At 55.2% G+C, this 16,738-nt stretch carries 14 protein-coding genes; 5 read left to right on the top strand and 9 right to left on the bottom strand.

Annotated elements, in window-relative coordinates:
- Positions 1-544: 544 nt before the first annotated feature.
- A complete protein-coding gene (gene murF, locus H6F59_RS03685; protein WP_190695274.1) occupies positions 545-1,894 on the top strand; it encodes a UDP-N-acetylmuramoyl-tripeptide--D-alanyl-D-alanine ligase in 1,350 nt (449 codons plus the stop codon).
- A 68-nt stretch (positions 1,895-1,962) separates the two neighbouring features.
- Here murF and H6F59_RS03680 read toward each other — a convergent pair whose 3' ends face one another.
- The 3 genes from H6F59_RS03680 to H6F59_RS03670 form a co-directional block, all read right to left on the bottom strand.
- Complete coding sequence (locus tag H6F59_RS03680) at positions 1,963-3,132, bottom strand: DUF3086 domain-containing protein (RefSeq protein WP_242021257.1); 1,170 nt, start codon at positions 3,130-3,132, stop codon at positions 1,963-1,965.
- A 53-nt stretch (positions 3,133-3,185) separates the two neighbouring features.
- Positions 3,186-3,572, bottom strand: a complete 387-nt coding sequence (locus tag H6F59_RS03675) for a DUF3119 family protein (RefSeq protein ID WP_190695271.1) — start codon at positions 3,570-3,572, stop codon at positions 3,186-3,188.
- A gap of 82 nt (positions 3,573-3,654) precedes the next feature.
- Positions 3,655-4,452 carry an MlaE family lipid ABC transporter permease subunit gene (locus H6F59_RS03670; protein ID WP_190521585.1) on the bottom strand — a complete coding sequence of 266 codons (798 nt, stop codon included), beginning with the start codon at positions 4,450-4,452 and terminating at the stop codon, positions 3,655-3,657.
- Positions 4,453-4,774: 322 nt separating this feature from the next.
- Between H6F59_RS03670 and H6F59_RS03665 the strand changes: the two genes are divergently transcribed.
- Both H6F59_RS03665 and H6F59_RS03660 read left to right on the top strand, forming a co-directional pair.
- The gene (locus H6F59_RS03665) at positions 4,775-6,364 is read left to right on the top strand and encodes a pitrilysin family protein (RefSeq protein ID WP_190695268.1); all 1,590 of its coding nucleotides are present in this window, start codon (positions 4,775-4,777) and stop codon (positions 6,362-6,364) included.
- 104 nt (positions 6,365-6,468) lie between these two features.
- Positions 6,469-7,968 (top strand): pitrilysin family protein, encoded by a 1,500-nt coding sequence (locus H6F59_RS03660; RefSeq protein WP_242021256.1) that lies wholly within the window; start codon positions 6,469-6,471, stop codon positions 7,966-7,968.
- Between the two features lie 10 nt (positions 7,969-7,978).
- Here the strand turns inward: H6F59_RS03660 and H6F59_RS03655 are convergent, their stop codons facing one another.
- From H6F59_RS03655 to H6F59_RS03645, 3 genes are all read right to left on the bottom strand, one after another.
- Positions 7,979-10,444, bottom strand: coding sequence for a serine/threonine-protein kinase (locus H6F59_RS03655; RefSeq protein ID WP_190695265.1), 2,466 nt, complete (start codon positions 10,442-10,444; stop codon positions 7,979-7,981).
- Between the two features lie 102 nt (positions 10,445-10,546).
- On the bottom strand, positions 10,547-10,708 hold the full coding sequence (locus H6F59_RS03650; protein ID WP_190695261.1) for a hypothetical protein: 162 nt from the start codon (positions 10,706-10,708) through the stop codon (positions 10,547-10,549).
- 127 nt (positions 10,709-10,835) lie between these two features.
- Positions 10,836-11,321, bottom strand: coding sequence for an ester cyclase (locus H6F59_RS03645; protein ID WP_242021255.1), 486 nt, complete (start codon positions 11,319-11,321; stop codon positions 10,836-10,838).
- Between the two features lie 219 nt (positions 11,322-11,540).
- Here H6F59_RS03645 and H6F59_RS03640 point away from each other — a divergent pair, with 219 nt between their 5' ends.
- Positions 11,541-12,143, top strand: coding sequence for a TetR/AcrR family transcriptional regulator (locus tag H6F59_RS03640; protein WP_313887105.1), 603 nt, complete (start codon positions 11,541-11,543; stop codon positions 12,141-12,143).
- Positions 12,144-12,435: 292 nt separating this feature from the next.
- On the opposite strand, the gene bioB is transcribed toward H6F59_RS03640, so the two are convergent.
- On the bottom strand, positions 12,436-13,482 hold the full coding sequence (gene bioB / locus H6F59_RS03635) for a biotin synthase BioB (RefSeq protein WP_190695256.1): 1,047 nt from the start codon (positions 13,480-13,482) through the stop codon (positions 12,436-12,438).
- 214 nt (positions 13,483-13,696) lie between these two features.
- A complete protein-coding gene (locus H6F59_RS03630) occupies positions 13,697-14,233 on the bottom strand; it encodes a DUF4330 domain-containing protein (RefSeq protein ID WP_190695253.1) in 537 nt (178 codons plus the stop codon).
- Between the two features lie 199 nt (positions 14,234-14,432).
- On the opposite strand from H6F59_RS03630, the gene H6F59_RS03625 reads away from it, so the two are divergent.
- Positions 14,433-15,326, top strand: coding sequence for a M48 family metallopeptidase (locus H6F59_RS03625; protein ID WP_190695250.1), 894 nt, complete (start codon positions 14,433-14,435; stop codon positions 15,324-15,326).
- Here H6F59_RS03625 and H6F59_RS03620 read toward each other — a convergent pair.
- Complete coding sequence (locus H6F59_RS03620; protein WP_190695248.1) at positions 15,321-16,181, bottom strand: pantothenate kinase; 861 nt, start codon at positions 16,179-16,181, stop codon at positions 15,321-15,323. The genes H6F59_RS03625 and H6F59_RS03620 overlap by 6 nt on opposite strands.
- Positions 16,182-16,738: the final 557 nt, after the last annotated feature.

Genomic DNA, 16,738 nt, shown 5'->3' with positions numbered 1-16,738 from the left:
GCCCCACCAACAGATGGGCTTAGTAAACTAAGCCCATACGGACTGCGATGAGAAGAATTTTGATGCTAAGCTCACTGGCTAAAGTACGAACTCTAAAGATGCACGGTTTTGATGGTAGCAACAGTCCTTAGGCTCATTAAAGACGATAGACAACCCTGTTCGCGTCAGTTTTTACACTAGGCTATCGTTTGCGTATCTCAAGATTACTGCGTGAATTTTCTAGTTTCCGCGATTATGTCGGGAGCGTTAACGAAGCTCTGGTAAAGTTCTTTACCTAACCATGAGGTAGTAGTAAACCCTGTTAGGGTTAGGATACCCATACCCCAAAGCTATTCACCGCAAAACATCAGCTCAAGCCCTGTTTGTAGACTAGCCCTGAACTCCTGACAACTTACTGAGCGACAGGCAAGGTCAGCTTTCTACACTGGAAGAGATGCCTGACAGCTAGGGGCCAAATTCCTTTACAATCAGAGCACTTTACGACGAGATCGGGCAAAAACCTGGCGTACCGTAGACGTTGCTACAGATTACCACCGTTGACTCTATGGGCTTTTCATCACTAGCTACTCTGGCCGCAGCTATACAGGCACCTCTAGATTATGTGCCACCTGCTCACCGAGAAGATTGTGTAGCAAATATTACTACTGATAGCCGCGACATCCGCGAAAATGCTCTCTTTGTCGCTCTGACGGGCGATCGTTTTGATGGGCATAGCTTTGTTGAAGCGGCGATCGCCCAGGGTGCCATAGCCGCAGTGGTTGAGCAGGGTAAGCTCATACCCCATCTGCCTTGCTTGCCAGTGGCCGATACCCTGGTGGCATACCAGGCTCTGGGGCACTGGTGGCGTACCCAACAGCAAGCTAGTATCGTAGCAATTACTGGGTCGGTGGGCAAAACCACTACCAAGGAACTGCTGGCGGCGGCCTTGGGCACCCAGGGACTAGTACACAAAACCCAGGCCAACTACAACAACGACATTGGGGTTGCTAAAACGCTGCTTCAACTTCGACCCGACCACGCTTTTGGAGTGATCGAAATGGGCATGCGGGGGCCGGGGGAGATTGCCCGGTTAGCCCGCATCGCTGTACCCGATGTGGCGGTCATTACCAACGTGGGTACAGCCCACATTGGCCGTTTGGGATCAGAGCAGGCCATTGCTGACGCCAAGTGCGAGCTGCTAGCCGAGTCGCCCCAAAGCATTGCCGTACTCAACCATGACAACGCCAGGCTGCTAGCCACGGCCCGCACCGTGTGGGCAGGGCGCACCATCACCTTTGGCTTAGAGGGCGGCGACGTTCAGGGTCAGCTAGTTGATCCTGAAACCTTGGAGGTGCAGGGAGTACGTTTACCACTGCCGCTGCCGGGTCGCCACAACGCCCTAAACCTATTAGCGGCGATCGCCGTTATGCAGGCTCTCAACCTCGACTGGCGGGTGCTCAGCCAAGGCATTTCAGTAGAGTTGCCCAGCGGTCGGGCGCGACAAATTCTTTTGCCAGACGACATTGTGCTGCTCGATGAAACCTACAACGCGGGGGTGGAGTCAATGACGGCGGCCCTTCATTTGCTAGCCGAGACCCCTGGCCAACGCCGGATTGCCGTGCTGGGCACGATGAAAGAGCTAGGAGAGCGATCGGTCGATTTGCACCGCCAAGTCGGGCAGGTCGTGAGCAATCTGGGATTGGATGCCCTGCTCACTCTAGCCGACCCTGACGAATCCTTGGCTTTGGAGGAGGGGGCAGCGGGCGTTAAGACCATGAGCTTCGCCGATCATCAGTCTCTAGCCCAGCATCTGCAAAGGATGATGCAACCGGGCGATCGCGTCTTGCTCAAGGCCTCGCGATCGGTGGCCCTCGATCGGGTAGTCGAAACCTTAACGAGGGCCTTCAGCGACTGACCATAGAACTTCTAAGCCTGGAACAGTCAACCCCTACGCTCTGCACTTCTCCAACGTGAGGAGAGCTTCTAGTAGTCGTACTCAGCTACTGGGTTCATGGGGTCGGGAGCAAAGGCCAGCCACAGCGGAAATTGCAGCAGTGCCAAACTAATCACTGACTCAGCTTCGTCTACCACAATAAAGGGTAGACCGTTGTCAGCGGAGATGCGATCGGCCCGCTGAGCTAAAGGCTCTGGTGCATCAAACAGCATGACCCCCTGACCCGTCCCAAAATCGGCGCGGGAAATACCTAGACAGTCTTGCAGCCCCCGCCGCCATTCTCCCAAACGCTCGGGGCTGTTAGAGAGCACCAAGGTGCGCAGGCGATTGCCGTAGAGGGCATGCAAAATCGACAGCGCCGACGAAGCCACCAGCACGTTTTGCAGACGGCTGCCCATGCTCTTAACCGCTCCCCGTCCGCCTTGGGCAAAGAACCAGTTAGAAACCCGCTCGGCGTGGATGGGTTCAAAGGTGCGGCGCAGCTGCCAAAGAGGGCCATAGTAATCGGGACGCATACGGTACTGGTCAAGCAGGCTGCGAATCCGCTCCGTTTGGTCTTGAAAGGCATTAGAGGCAAAGGCTGGCTGAGCTGAAGCTGGCTCGGCAGCAGCTCGGCGGGGAGACGGGCGAGGGGCGGAGCGTTCGGCACTCGACTCGAAACGAGCATCTGTTGCAGAGCCATCCCTAGCGTCTATCCTGGACGCCGGGGTAGAGCGAGCTGCTGGAGTGATATCGAGCTGTTCTGCCGCCACCGCCAGATCTTGCAGGCTACCTACCAGATAGTCTTTAAAGCCCTGCACCCGCACCGCTAAATCTTGAGATGCACCAGCAAAGGTAGTGCGCATTTCAGCCTGAATGCGCTCCTGGCGACGCTCTAGCGTTTCAATTTCTTTTTGCAGATTGCGCTTGCGCTGCTCTAGGTCTGCCGTGCCCTGCTGCACCATCCGACCAATGTCAGCCTGAATTTTTTGAAACTGGTCTTGGGTCAAGCGGTTGTAGGTTGCTTGCAGGTCAGCGATGCTGCGCTTGAGGTCAGTCTCCTGCTGGCGTAGAGCGTCAATGCGATTGCTCCAGTCTGATTTGAGACCCGTTGAATCCGAACCCAAAGCAGAGCTAGCCTCGGGGCTGCCATAGCTACTGGTACCATCCGGTCCCAGACTCGATTGTGATAGCTCCTCTGCGGTCATAACGGTTCCCATAGACCCTGTTGTCAGCCTATCAGATGAGGGCTTGGTTCGCCCCTGGATGCCCGTTACTCTTCTTTGGCAGCCGCGCAGTGGGTTTCGAGGCAGGTACGCAATTCGCTGGGGCTAAATATGATCGGTAAAAAGTGGATGCTGTTGATCTCACGAAAGTAGAACAGCACAGGCACTGGTCCCCAGAAGATTTCCCAGTGCTGCCACTCCGCATAGGGAAAGTGACGAATCAGCGTATCGCGCCGGTAAATATCTAGCGCACTATCGGTAAACCGTAACGTAAGCGTCACGGCCTGCACTAGCAAAAACACGCCAAAGATACCTACCAATGCTCCTAACCAGATTTTCCCAAACGCCAGCAATATTCCGAGGCCGATCACGGTTAGTGGGATGCGGTAGCTGGGAGGTAGGTTGGTATGGGTTGCTGTAGGGGTAGACGTCACAGTTTACAAAGGTTGGGGCTATCTGAAGTATAGGAGAATCTACCGTCTAGTGCTGAAGAGGCGATCGCTGAATCAGCCGCCATTAAAAGTTATTCATCACAGCGCTGCCGGTGCCTTGGAACATGAGCCACGAGAGGAAAAAGTTGCTGATGAAAATAGCCAGCAGCGCCGTTACTACTGCAGTGGTGGTAGATTGCCCAACGCCTTTAGCGCCACCGGTAGTGGTTAGGCCCCAACTAGTACCAATGATGGCAATCAGAATGCCAAAGAAAAACGCCTTGATTAGCGAGCTCACCAAATCCCAAATCGACAGAAAGTTTTGGGCGGAATCTAAAAAGACTGAAGAGGGAATGCCGTACTGACTGGTGGCAATCAACAGCCCACCGGTCATGCCGGTGATGAATGACAGCACGTTCAGCAGAGGCAGCATCAGGGCGCAGGCAATGACCCGAGGAATCACTAGGTAGTCGATGGGGTCAGTTTTGAGAATTTGCAGGGCGTCGATTTGCTCAGTAACGCGCATGGTGCCAATTTCGGCCGCAAAAGCTGACCCCACCCGCCCAGCAATAATCACCGCCGTCAGCACCGGGCCAAGCTCTCGGGCCAGGGTGAGGGCCAGTACGCCACCCACCGCCGCTCCAGCCCCAAAGTTTAAAAATTCTCGCGTCACCTGAATGGTAAACACCATGCCTACGAAGGCTGCTGTAATGAGAGCAATCAGCAATGACGCAGGCCCTACTGCAGCCATTTGATCTAAGGTATTGCGCCGATGCACCGGACGAGAAATCAAGTGAATGACAACCTGACCTGCTAAAAAGGTCGCGGCTAGAGCTCGTTGGGTCCACAGCTTCAGGTTTGTGCTATCTGCCACCTGTGTCAAGGCCTGACCCCTTTGTTGAAACGTAAGTAATTGGAAAGTCGAGTTCGCCGAGAGCTTGGAAGCCTGTGCCTAGAAAGCCTTGGGTCGCATGCGCCCATCGAAAAGCGGGCTGGTTTGGAACAAAGGTTCAAGTAAGCCCTAAGTGGTTTTAGGCCCACTCTACCGTAGGTCTATGGGAACTTTACTCAGGATTTGGGGCTTTGACAACTGCCTCAGAGTCTAGCTGGAGGAACTATAGATAGAGGGCCGAGTGTGGTCATTGCCTGGGAGACTCCACTATCCTGGAGAACGGAGTCTAGCCCATCCTGTTTGAGTGCTGCTTATGAATGGAACACCGGCGATCGCCCCAGGATTTTGGGCAAGGTCACGACATCGCCTCCGCCCAGCTTTAGTGGGTCTGGTAGCGCTAGTTGGCCTCTGGCTATGGTGGCCCATTGCTCCAGCGGCGGCGAGGGAGCCCTTGCAGGCTGCTCAGGCTATTCAACCCTACCTGGATCGGGTAGCGGATGCCGTTACCGAGTTTACGCTCGAGAACGGGATGAAGTTTATTGTGCTAGAGCGGCACCAGGCTCCGGTGGTGTCATTTATGATTCACGCCAACGTAGGCGCGGTGGATGAAACCGACGGCAAAACCGGTGTGGCTCACTATTTAGAGCACCTGGCATTTAAGGGTACTAGCCGTATCGGCACCAAAGATTTTGCCGCTGAGCAGCAGTTAATGACCCAGCTCGATGCAGTATTTAACGATCTGCTGGCGGCTCAAACGGCCGGTGATACGGCCAAAGCTGCTGAGCTACAGGAGGAGTTGGCGGCGTTGCAGAAGCAAGCGGCCAGCTTTGTGGAGCAAAATCAGTACGGCCAAATCATTCAGCAGGCAGGAGGGGTCGGCCTCAACGCTACTACGTCTGCCGATGAGACACGTTATTTCTACAGCCTGCCCGCCAACAAGCTGGAGCTGTGGATGTCGCTGGAGTCGGAGCGGTTTCTTGACCCGGTGTTTCGCGAGTTTTACGAAGAGAAGGATGTCATTCTTGAAGAGCGCCGCATGCGGGTAGATAACTCCCCAATTGGCACAATGATTGAGCGGTTTTTGGAGGAGGCGTTTGTCAGCCACCCCTATCGTCGCCCTGTGATTGGCTACCAGGATGACCTCTTTGTGGCCACCCGTGAGGATGTGCAAACCTTTTATGATACCTACTATGGTCCTGCCAACCTGACCGCTGCGGTAGTAGGCGATGTTGACCCCGCCGAGGTAAAGCGCCTAGCTGAGGTTTACTTTAGTCGCTATACCCCTCGGGCGGTGCCACCCGAGCCTGCCATTGATGAACTGCCCCAGACTGCGCCCAAGGAATTTTCGCTGGCACTGCCCTCGGAGCCCTGGTATTTAGAGGGGTATCACCGGCCTAGCCTGCGCCACCCTGACCACGTGATTTACGGCATGATCGAGAGTCTGCTGATGGGCGGACGGACGTCTAGAATCTACAAAACTGTGGTAGACGAGGCTCGTATTGCCTTGGATATTGGCAGTTTGAATGGATTTCCGGGCGATCGCTACGACAATATCTTTTTGATCTATGGCCTCACGGCTCCCGGCCACACCCCCGAGGAGATTGGCACCCTGTTTGCCCAGGAGATTGATCGGATTAAGCAGGAGCCTGTTAGCCCTGAAGAGCTAGATCGAGTAAAAACCCAGGCTCGGGCGGGTCTGCTGCAAAGTTTGGCTTCTAATGGCGGTATGGCTTCGCTGCTAGCTGAGTACCAGGCTAAAACCGGCGATTGGCGCAATATCTTTAATAACCTCAAAGCCATTGAGGCGGTGTCGGCGGCCGATATTCAGCGGGTCGCGCAGACTCTATTTCGGCCTGAAAGCCGCACCGTAGGCAAGCTAGTGCAGGCTCCGTCTGCCGAGTAGTTTAGGAGCCGATCGATTTGAGTCAGCCACCAGAACGCATGAGTGGCCCTAGGCCGCTTTCAAGACATTCATATTTAAGACCTACGGTATTGGGACGCACAGTGATGAACGCGAACAGCTGGTTTATGGGTACCCGTCGCATCCTACGGCGGAGCATGATACCGCTGCTGGCCCTGGCTGGGCTGTTGGGGGTGCTGCTGCTGACCTGGCAGCCCTCGGCTATTGCCCAAACCCCTCGCTACTACGACGAGCTAGAGTTTCCGGCCCTGCGGGATATTGAGATTCCGGCCTACGAGCGCTACGAGTTGCCCAATGGCTTGGTGGTGTATCTGCTTGAAGACCATGAGTTGCCGCTGGTGAGCGGCAGTGCTACCTTTCGTACCGGAGCGAGGTTCGAGCCTGCGGACAAAGTCGGGCTGGCCAATTTGACTGGCGAAGCCATGCGACTGGGGGGCACTACTCGTTTGGATGCTGACTCTCTCAACCAGCAGCTGGAGCAGCGGGCCGCGTCGATTGAAACCGGCATTGACCTGAGTGAAGGCAGCGCCAGCTTTAGTGCCCTCAGTGAAGACACCGCAGCGGTATTTGAACTGTTTGCCGATGTGGTGCAGCGGCCCGCTTTTGCCGTCGACAAGATCGATTTGCTCAAGCGCCAGTATGGTGGCGGCATTGCCCGCCGCAACGATGACCCAGACGGTATTACTAGCCGCGAGTTTCGCAAGCTGGTGTATGGGGCCGACAGCCCCTATGCTCGCACCATTGAGTACGCAACGCTGGCAGCGATTGGCCAGGAGGATATTGAGCAGTTTTATCAGGCTTCTATTCGCCCCGAGCACACCATTTTGGGAGTTGTGGGTGACTTTGACAGCGCCCAGATGAAGCAGTGGATTGCTGATTATTTTGGCGAATGGCAGGGTGTTGGAGAGGCGTTGGAGGATACGTTGCCGTCGGTGGAGCAGGCGAAGGCTGGCGTGTTTGTGGTGTCGCAACCCCAGCTGACTCAGAGCTATGTTGAGCTGGGTCACCTGGGTGGGCAGCTTAACTACCCTGACCATGCCGCTCTAGCGGTGATGAACGAGGTACTGAACGGCTTTAGCGGCAGGTTGTTTAACGAGGTGCGATCGCGCCAAGGCCTAGCTTACTCGGTCTATGCCTACTGGGCGCCTCGCTATGACCACCCTGGACTGTTTATTGGCGGGGGTCAAACCCGCTCAGAGGCTACGGTACCTTTTATTCAATCGACGCTGGCCGAAATCAACCGCATTCGTACTACAACCATTACCGATGTAGAGCTGGCGCAAGCAAAAGATGCCGTGCTCAACAGCTTTGTGTTTAACTTCCAAAGCCCTGGCCAAACCCTAGCTCGGCTGATTCGCTACGAGTACTATGGCTACCCCCAAGACTTTGTGTTTCAGTTTCAAGACCAGGTGCGCGAAGCAACAGCTGCCCAGGTACAGGCAGCCGCCCAGGCCAGGCTAAACCCAGACCAGCTGGTGATCTTAGTGGTTGGCAATCCGGCAGAAATTCAGCCGGGTCTCGATGCCTTGGCCCCAAATATTACGGTCACTCCGATCGATATCACCATTCCCCAACCCCAGGCTTAGGGACACCAGCTCAGGAGTTGGCTTCGGCAGTGCCGGTGTCAGTATCGCTGGAGGAAGCTTCTTCAGCGGTGGCAAACCAATCACCGGGCAGCATGCGGGTGTCGTCCTCAGCAGCCTCGGGGTCATCCATGTTGTCGGTAGCCACGCTCTCGATGCGCACGCCGTAGGGGGGCATACCGACAACGGTATCTCCTCCTGAGGCGGGCAAGCCCTCAGGCTGGGGCTGCGATCGCACGACCACTTCGACACTGCTGAGGTCAGCCAGCACTTCCTCAGCCCGCTGGTAGCGATCGGTAAAGTCGTAAAGCACCAGTCGAGTAACGATGTCGCCAAATCTAGGATCGAGGTTAGGAGCCTCGTGCCGCCAGAGCAGTTCCCCATTCACATCGCGGCGCAGGGCGTAGGCTGGAATGCCAGTTAGGGCCTCGATAGCAGTAATGCCTAAGGCGTAGAGGTCACTGCCAAATTTGGGCAACCCCGCCGACTGCTCACTGGGCATATAGCCCTGGGTGCCCACCCCAATAGTAGAGGTTGAGGTGAGATTCACCCCTGTATCCGCCAGCTTGTTGGAAATTAGCTTGACAGCGCCAAAATCGATCAGCACCAGCTGCCCATCCGCCTCGCGACGAATGATGTTAGACGGCTTGATGTCGCGGTGAATCACCCCTTGGTCATGCACAAAGGCCACCACCGGCAAGAGCCCTAGCAGCAAATCCAGCACGTAGGCCTGGGGCATAGGTCGGCGAGAAGCTAGCTCATCCTTGAGCAGGCAACCCTCGATCATTTCTTCAACTAAGTAAAAAGAGTTTTGTGCCTCAAAATAGGCCAGAAGTCGCGGAATTTGCGGATGGTGACCCAGCTTCTCCAAAGTTTCGGCTTCACCCTGAAAAAAGCGCCTGCCCAAGCGGTGTGCCCTCGGATCATCGCTGATAATCCGCAGCTGCTTCACGACGCAAATGGGCGAACCAGGGCGCTGGGTGTCTTCAGCCACGTAGGTTTCGCCAAAGCCCCCTGACCCCAGCAGCCGCACAATGCGGTAGCGGTTAGCCAGCAGCAGGCCGATCACCTCCGCCTCCCGCAGCTTGAGCAGGTCTTGCAGGTCGTCTTGCTGACTGATGATTTCCTGAACGATTGGGGAAGTGACGTACTGCTCTAGGGTTTGACGCAGGCGCTGTTTGCGCAGCTGCTCGGTCACAATATCGGCCACGATATAGGTGCTGCCCAGCACCATCAATCCCACGATAGGAGCGCCTGTAGGCAGCAACAAACCTGCCCCCACAAAGGCCCCGTAGCTCACCCAAAACCAGCCGCCTAGGCTGGCCGCCGTCCAGCCTAGGCGGGCAATGGGGCGATTAAACCGCCGCAGCAGCAGCACAAACCCGGCCCCGCTACCCAACACCAGCAGCCCCCGCAGCCAGGGGTTAGGAATTCCTACGCGCAGGGCTTGGCCATCGCGCAGGTTAGCAATATCGGTGGCCAAAATTTCGACCCCGGCCATGGTCTCGGGGTGCAGCAAGGTTTCTGAAAAAGGGGCTTGGTGAAAGTCTTGGAGGAACTTAGCAGTGCCGCCAATCAGCACGATCTTGTCTTCAAAATAGCGCCCGTTATCGAGGTAATTGGCCCAAGGGTCAGGGTCAAGGACATGCCAAAAGGGGATGTGGGTAAAACTGCGAGTAGGCCCATAAAAGTCCATAAAGTCGCCCTTATAGAGGGGATGACTAACCCCAGCAGCATCGAGGGTGGCCTCAGCAAATGACTGGGTGTTCTCGACCTCACTTTCGATCGTGTCACGGTCGAGATCAGCCTCTCTCGCGATCAGGTCATTTAAGTAGGCGCGCCCATGGCGGTGAATACGGCCATCGAGCTCGCGGGGAAAGTTGACGTTACCGATATAAACGGGGGTATTGAGCAGTTTAGTGAGGGGCCGAGTCGGATTGACATACTCGCCCTCGCTCATGTTGGCATCATCCACGGTAGTAGCCAGTACCACGCGATCGCCATAGCGAGCCAGCACATCAGCCAGGGCCTGGTCATCAGCAGGGCCGTAGCTGCTGTCAGAGAACATCAAAATATCCACCGCTACCGCCTCGGCCCCCGCCTCCAGCAGACGCTCGATCACGATCGCATGGGCCGTGCGCTGCCATGGACTGCCCGAAATCGGAGCGAAATAGCTGTACTGCTCAGGGTCGGCGCGGTAGTATTCGGCTTGCCCAAAGGATTCATCATCCATCGCCAAAATGACAATGTCATCAGGGGGCGTTAAAGGGCCACGAATGTCAAAAAAGACCGTTTGCAGCCGTCGTTCGAGCAGTTGTACCGGCACCGAGTCGGTAGCCACGTGGGCCGCTACAAAACTCAGCCACAGCCCAGCCAGCGAAATTTTTACCCAATCTCGCTTGATCTGTCGCTGCACCCAGCCCGTAATCTTAGAGCTAGTGGCGAGGGCAGCAGTCTTAGTTTTAGAAGACGAGGTCATGGGCGGGCGCAGCGGGGGCAACCCCTAGCTTAATCACCCAGCTGCCCCACCGGGGGACGAGTTTATGGAATCTTAGCTACATCGGGCAAGCGTCCCAACCGGCTATTGCTCATTTTGTAGAGAAGACTGCACTTGCACTGCGAAGGTTTGCAGCAGCCCTGGTGACAGCTGTGGATGGGGGGCAGTGTCAGCAATAATCAACGTTGCCAGCAGAGCAAACGCTATACGGTTCCACTTAAAATCGCGATAGATGGAAGTTTGCACAGGTCATACCTAGATATAGGGCCAAAGAAAGGCCTAGAGAAAAGCTCAATTAGCTACAGGTTCACTCGGTCAAAATCCTGACCCGATGGCGATAGTTCTCAGACTTAGTCCAGAGCTAGCGCACCGACTAAAACCATCGAGTCACAGCACTGCGCAGCAGATGGGGAAGCAGCTTGGGCCCAGGTAAAAAGACAACGCCAAGCTGCTGCATCAGCCCTAGGGCATCGCCATGGCCCCAGTGTTCAACAATCTTGCCGTTCTCCACTCGGTCAATGTGCATAACCGCTAGGCTGATTTGCTTACCGGTGGGCGGTAAACCTTGAAAGGAGCCAAGATGGGTAGCTGTAAACGTGCCGCAGGTGACGACGCGATCGCCCGCCGCAACAATTTCATCAAACCTGTGGTGACCCTGGCTAAAGGCCGTATAAAACGACAGACCAAACTGGTTAAAGCCTTCTTTGTCTAGGGGCTCAGGCATTCCTGCTTGGTGAGCGACAAAGTTAGGCGCGAGCAAATCTAGGGCACGATCAATGGTGCGATCGTCGAAGGCTTTGTAGAAACGAAGCACCAAGTCCTGATTAGGCTCTGTCGCCTGCATAGATTGATTCGCCAAAGTTATTAGAGGCAACAAAACTAAACTAAACGGTTTGGTAAAATTAGTCAATGCCTCGTTAGAATGAGTGTATAGAGCGATACTCTGTTGCTTTGGTTCCTAGGGGATGCTCTGGGGTGAGCAGCGACTTGGCTCAATGCGATCGCAGGGCTGAGTTGCTATGTCTCCCGTCGATCGGGTGCTATACATGAATCAATTGGGTTAGAGAGGTGGCAACGCGTGGTTCAGAGTCCGGCAGTGCTAAATGACAAAGCCGTGCAAATTTTGCAGGGAGCAATGCAAGAGTTTCTGCAAAATGGCTACGCTGGCACCAGCATGGATAAAGTAGCCGCCACCGCTGGAGTCTCTAAACCAACGGTCTACAACTATTTCAAAGACAAAGAGGGGCTGTTTCGGGCGCTGATTCAGTATGTGGCCCAGGCTCGGTGTGAGCAGGTGATGGGCGACGGCAACCTAGAGGGCCGTCCTGAAGTGGTGATTCGGCGCTTGATTACCAACGCCATTGAGAGCGAGCTCCACGACCTCGACTATCAAAATTTTGTGCGTCTAGTGGCGGGTGAGTCGGGGCGTTTTCCACAGCTAGCCCAGGCTTTTGTGGAATACCTCACCAAACCCGCCGCCGACCAGCTCACCGACTATCTCAAGGGCTGCCCAGAACTAGATTTGCCCGACCCAGAGGCGACAGCGCGGGTGGTGCTGGGCGCGACGGTGTTTTTTATCATGACCCAGAGTGTGATGCACGGCGAGCACATCATGCCCATGGAGCCCAAGCGTTTGGTGGATAGTTTGGTAAACCTGGTGACGCGATCGCAGGCTGCCTAAGGTTTCTTAAACTCACCGCCCACCGAAGCCATCGAGATTGGGTGCCGCGCTATCTACTCACCCTCAGCAGGCACGGTTGTTTCCTTGTTGAAAAGTAATATTGCCTGTATATGAGCTTTGGCCCCCAAGCCTCCAACTCTGGGGGCCTCAGCTCCTCCTAAAATTGGGGGTGGGGGGCGAAGCTGTGACGTAGTTTTCCTCTCTACAAACATGAAACAGCCCTGTCCCCAGCCTGTGCTCGGTTGAGTAGGATGCCATCGGTCTACGCGAGAGTTGGTGGGCGGTGCCCGCTCTACGGAACTGCAGAGACTGCTTCTGGCAGCTCCATGGCCTCGCCGTCAGGGCCTTCGAGCACAAACCCAGCATCGCGAATCATGGCGTAGTCAGCCTGAGCGGCTTGCCCAGGGGTCGTCAAGTAATCGCCCACAAAAATTGAGTTGGCGGCATAGAGCCCCAGGGGCTGAAGCTGCCGCAGCTGCACTTCCCTGCCACCGGCAATGCGAATTTCTTGGGAGGGCAGCAGCAGTCGGTAGAGGCACAAAATCCGCAGACACTGACGCGGGTTCAGCTCGTGGCGCCCCTCAAAAGGTGTGCCCTCGATGGGAATCAGAAAATTCAGCGGCACACTGGTCACTTCCAGTCGCCGTAGGGCTAGGGCCATATCGATAATGTCGTCGTTCGATTCGCCCAGGCCAAAGATGCCCCCAGAGCAGGTGGTCATGCCCGCCGACTGCACCGCTTGAATAGTATTCACCCGGTCATCAAAGGTGTGGGTGGTGCAGATCTCGCCGTAGTTAGCTTCGCTGGTGTTGAGATTGTGGTTTACCCGATCTACCCCCGCCGCCGCCAGCTGCTGGGTTTGAGTTTCGTCGAGCAGGCCGAGGCAGGCGCAGATTTTCATGGGGTAGCGTTCTTTAACCTGGCGCACCACGTCGAGCACTTCACCAAAGACGCGATCGGAGGGCGATCGCCCTGAAATCACCATGCAAAACGTACCGGCCTTTAGCGTATTGGCCCGCTCAGCCGCCGCCAGGATTTTCTCCTGGGCCATAAAGGGATATTTTTCGATTTCGGCAGCAGAGATTTTCGACTGCGAGCAGTAGTGACAGTCTTCGGGGCACAAGCCGCTTTGGGCATTGAGCAAAAAGTGCAGCCTTACCCGGTTGCCCCAGTAATATCGCCGCACTCGATAGGCTGCCGCCAGTTGATCGAGCAGCTCTGTGTCAGGGGCAGTAAGGACAGCGTCAGCCTGCTCTCGACTCAGCACCTCACCAGCTAAAGCCTGGTCTGCCAGAGTTTGCCAGTTGACACGGGAAGTCACAGTAGAAGTGGCAGTCATAGCGGTGAGGTAAGTAGTTTGGGAGAATAAGGTTTCTATTGTCTCAGATTAGATCCCCATAGCTTTCCGGGTATAAGGGCGACCATTTCTCCCCAAACTCAGGAGGCGCAGAATCTCAGTAAGACCTGGGCAGAGACGCATCTCCGCTTGGCCCCCTTGACTGGTCTTGTTTAAGCAACTGAGGGGGAATCAAGAATGTAAGACAGCGGCCGGCCTAGCTATTTTCTAAAACCCGCACATCTACGGTGCTGGCGTTGAAATTGTAGAGATCGCCATCCAGCTCAATCGGAGTACCCACTTTGACCTTACTGTTGCCAAACACTGGCCCAGTATCAGTAATTTGGGCATCGTCTTCGAGGGTGATGAGCATGTCAAGTGTGTAGTTCAGCTCGGGGCGAGGGTCGGGCAGGGCTTTAACCGTGCCATCGGGTTGGGGCACAGTAGTACTGCGAGGCAGCAGCACCGCGTTTTTAATCTTGACCTGGCCGTAGGGCTGGTTGCGAATGATGATGTTAGTGGTTTCAGAATTCTTAATGGCTTCAAATAGCCGTTTGGGGTCAGAGGAGGAGAGACCACGCACCATGACGTCTACTTCCACTGGCTTGGTGGTTGCCCCGACCTGCGCCACTGACCCTGAGGTGCCCGGATATAGAAAAATACCAAACAGCACCATCAATATAATGAGCGCCGCCGCAACATCTAAAATGCTGACTTTGCCGAACAGGCGGCCTTTAGCGTCGAGTAGGGTCATGGCTGGGGTGCCCTCGCAGAGGGAAAAGGTGAGTGGTTTTAATAGAGGAGAATGTCGATCCCATTGAACCACAGGGTGGCTCGTTTGAGGCGTGAGCTTGCCCTTGCGCGATCGCACCTGTACCTAGTGCCCATAGGATAGCGAGGCCAAATTTATTACTGACCACTAGCTGTGGTCGCCAGACGCGTAGCGGGGCAAGATGGATATAGTTCTGTACCTCAGCGGTACTTGGGGCATTCCTATGCTTACTCCTCTCACGCAACTGACAAAAAATTCTTTTTTGCGCCGCGGGCTGTACGGCTTACTGGCCGCCGTTATGGCGATCACTATTGGCCTAGCGACCCCCACTGCGTCCCAGGCCGGCATTTTTGACCTAATTTTTCAGGGCATTCGCTATGTGCAGCTGGGCAACCTGTCTGACCAGGATGAAGTCAACCTAGGCGGCCAAATTGACCGCCAACTCAAGGCCCAGGCTGGGGTACGGGTTTACAACCGCAACTCGGGCGTTAGTGCTTATATAAATGAAATTGGTCAACGCCTGGCGACAAATAGCGATCGCCCCAACATACCCTACACATTTCAGGTGGTAGACGACGACGGCGTCAACGCCTTCGCCACCGCCGGCGGCTTTGTCTACATTCAAACTGGACTAATTAAGGCGGCAGCTAACGAAGCTGAGCTAGCTGGTGTAATGGCCCACGAAATTGGCCACATCACTGGACGCCACGCCATTGGCCAGATGCGACAGCAGGCGCTAGCCAGTGGTGTGGCCGGTGCCCTAGAGGTGCGTCAAGATGCCCTAGTGAACATCGGGGTACAGCTTGCCCTACAGCTGCCCAACAGCCGCGAGGCTGAGTACGACGCCGATCGCCGTGGGTTTAACAACCTGGGTCGGGCGGGCTATGACACTAGGGGTTTTATCACCTTCATGCAGAAGCTAGAGGGTGGGTCTTCAGCTGAGTTTTTGAGTTCCCACCCCAATCCCGGCAACCGGGTAAGCAACCTACAAAGTATGAACAGCGCTGGCACCTATCCCAATAATGGTGTGGGCACCGATGCCAATGCTTACCGCAATCGCATTCGCGGGCTATAGCGTCTCCAAATGCTGGAGCTGCTGACGGCAGACCCTCAGCCCCCAAAATCCTAGGTCTGGGTCTACTCTGACTTGATGGGTTAGGGGTGGGGTCTGCTTTTGCATGGCGTGATAGACAGCTGCGCTATCTCCCCCCGTTAGCACGATCGCGCCCTGGGGCCAGTCAATCTGCCAAGCCTGAATAAAATCGCGAATTCCCGCTAGCTGGGTGTGCAAAACGCCGCTGGCGATCGCCTCAGCCGTATTGGTCGCCCAGCGCTGGGGCCAGATCTCAGGGTTAAACTCTAGTGCTGGCAGCCGATCGGTATGAGTATGGAGGGCGCGAAATTGCGATCGCAACCCCGGCAAAATTGCGCCCCCGATCAGACGTTGATCGACTCCAGCAGTAAAGGTTAAAGCCGTGCCGCAGTCAATTACCAGCACCGGCCAGCCCCAGACATCCCCAGCCCCCACTAGCGCTAGGGCGCGATCTACCCCCAAGGTAGCGTAGGTGTTTTTCAGCGGTACCTGTTCAGTTTTGATCGGGCGAACGTTGGGATAGTCTGCCAGCCAGGTTAGAGGGGCATCGACAACGGAAGCTAGCCAAATTTCGGGATGCTTCCCCAGCCACCTACTTCCGTCGTTTGCGCTGGGAGGAAGGGTGGTTTCAATTCCTACCTGCTGCCAGGCCGAGAGTGCAAAATGACTCCGATGAAGTTCATCCATCTGGGCTGCTGATAGATGAGCAGTGTGCCACGACCCTAGCCAGCGATCGCCTACCCCCGAATCGTGACCATCATCTGCAAAGGCAGCCCAATGCCAGCGGCTGTTGCCAATGATCAAAGCTAGCCAAAAAGATTGATGACCTGTACCCATAAACGCATCGATAACGGCGAGACAGGAAAATTTTAGGAAAAGAACCGCACTTTTTAGTTCTTTTGAATGCGTCAGTATTTTAGAGGGAGGGCGATCGCAGTAACACCCTTTAAAAAACTGAAGAGTGACCATCTTGGCCACTCTCCGTTAAGTCTTTTTCATTGGGTTTGCCAGACAAGCTTAAGGGCTGCCGTGGCTGGAACAAGCTGCTTAACTGAGTTAAACACCTCAAGAATGGACAAAGAATCAACAGAATGGGCAATCTCGCTAAATTACAGTTGCTTTTCACAATCCGTTGCCTGACCGGCAGTTAGGATAGGTTAAGGTCAAGAATGACCACCTCTAGAAGGATTGTTTTGAAGCGAGTTTTAGTTTGTTACTAACTAAAGCACCAGCTGGTAAAGGCTGTTAACCGAGTTAGGCTTGCGGGGTATTCAGTTGTTTTCGATATATCTAAATTATCACAGCCTAAGGGCCCTGCAAAGGCGTTTGACGTATCGTTACCCGTCGTTACAGGGGTTAGCAATGGTAACAAAGTTCTCGGCAGAAAATATCTT

Origin of the sequence: Nodosilinea sp. FACHB-141 (genome assembly GCF_014696135.1) — a bacterium.
GTDB lineage: Bacteria > Cyanobacteriota > Cyanobacteriia > Phormidesmidales > Phormidesmidaceae > Nodosilinea.
The sequence above is the reverse complement of the archived record's forward strand: the minus strand, read 5'-3'. Positions and strand labels throughout refer to the sequence as shown.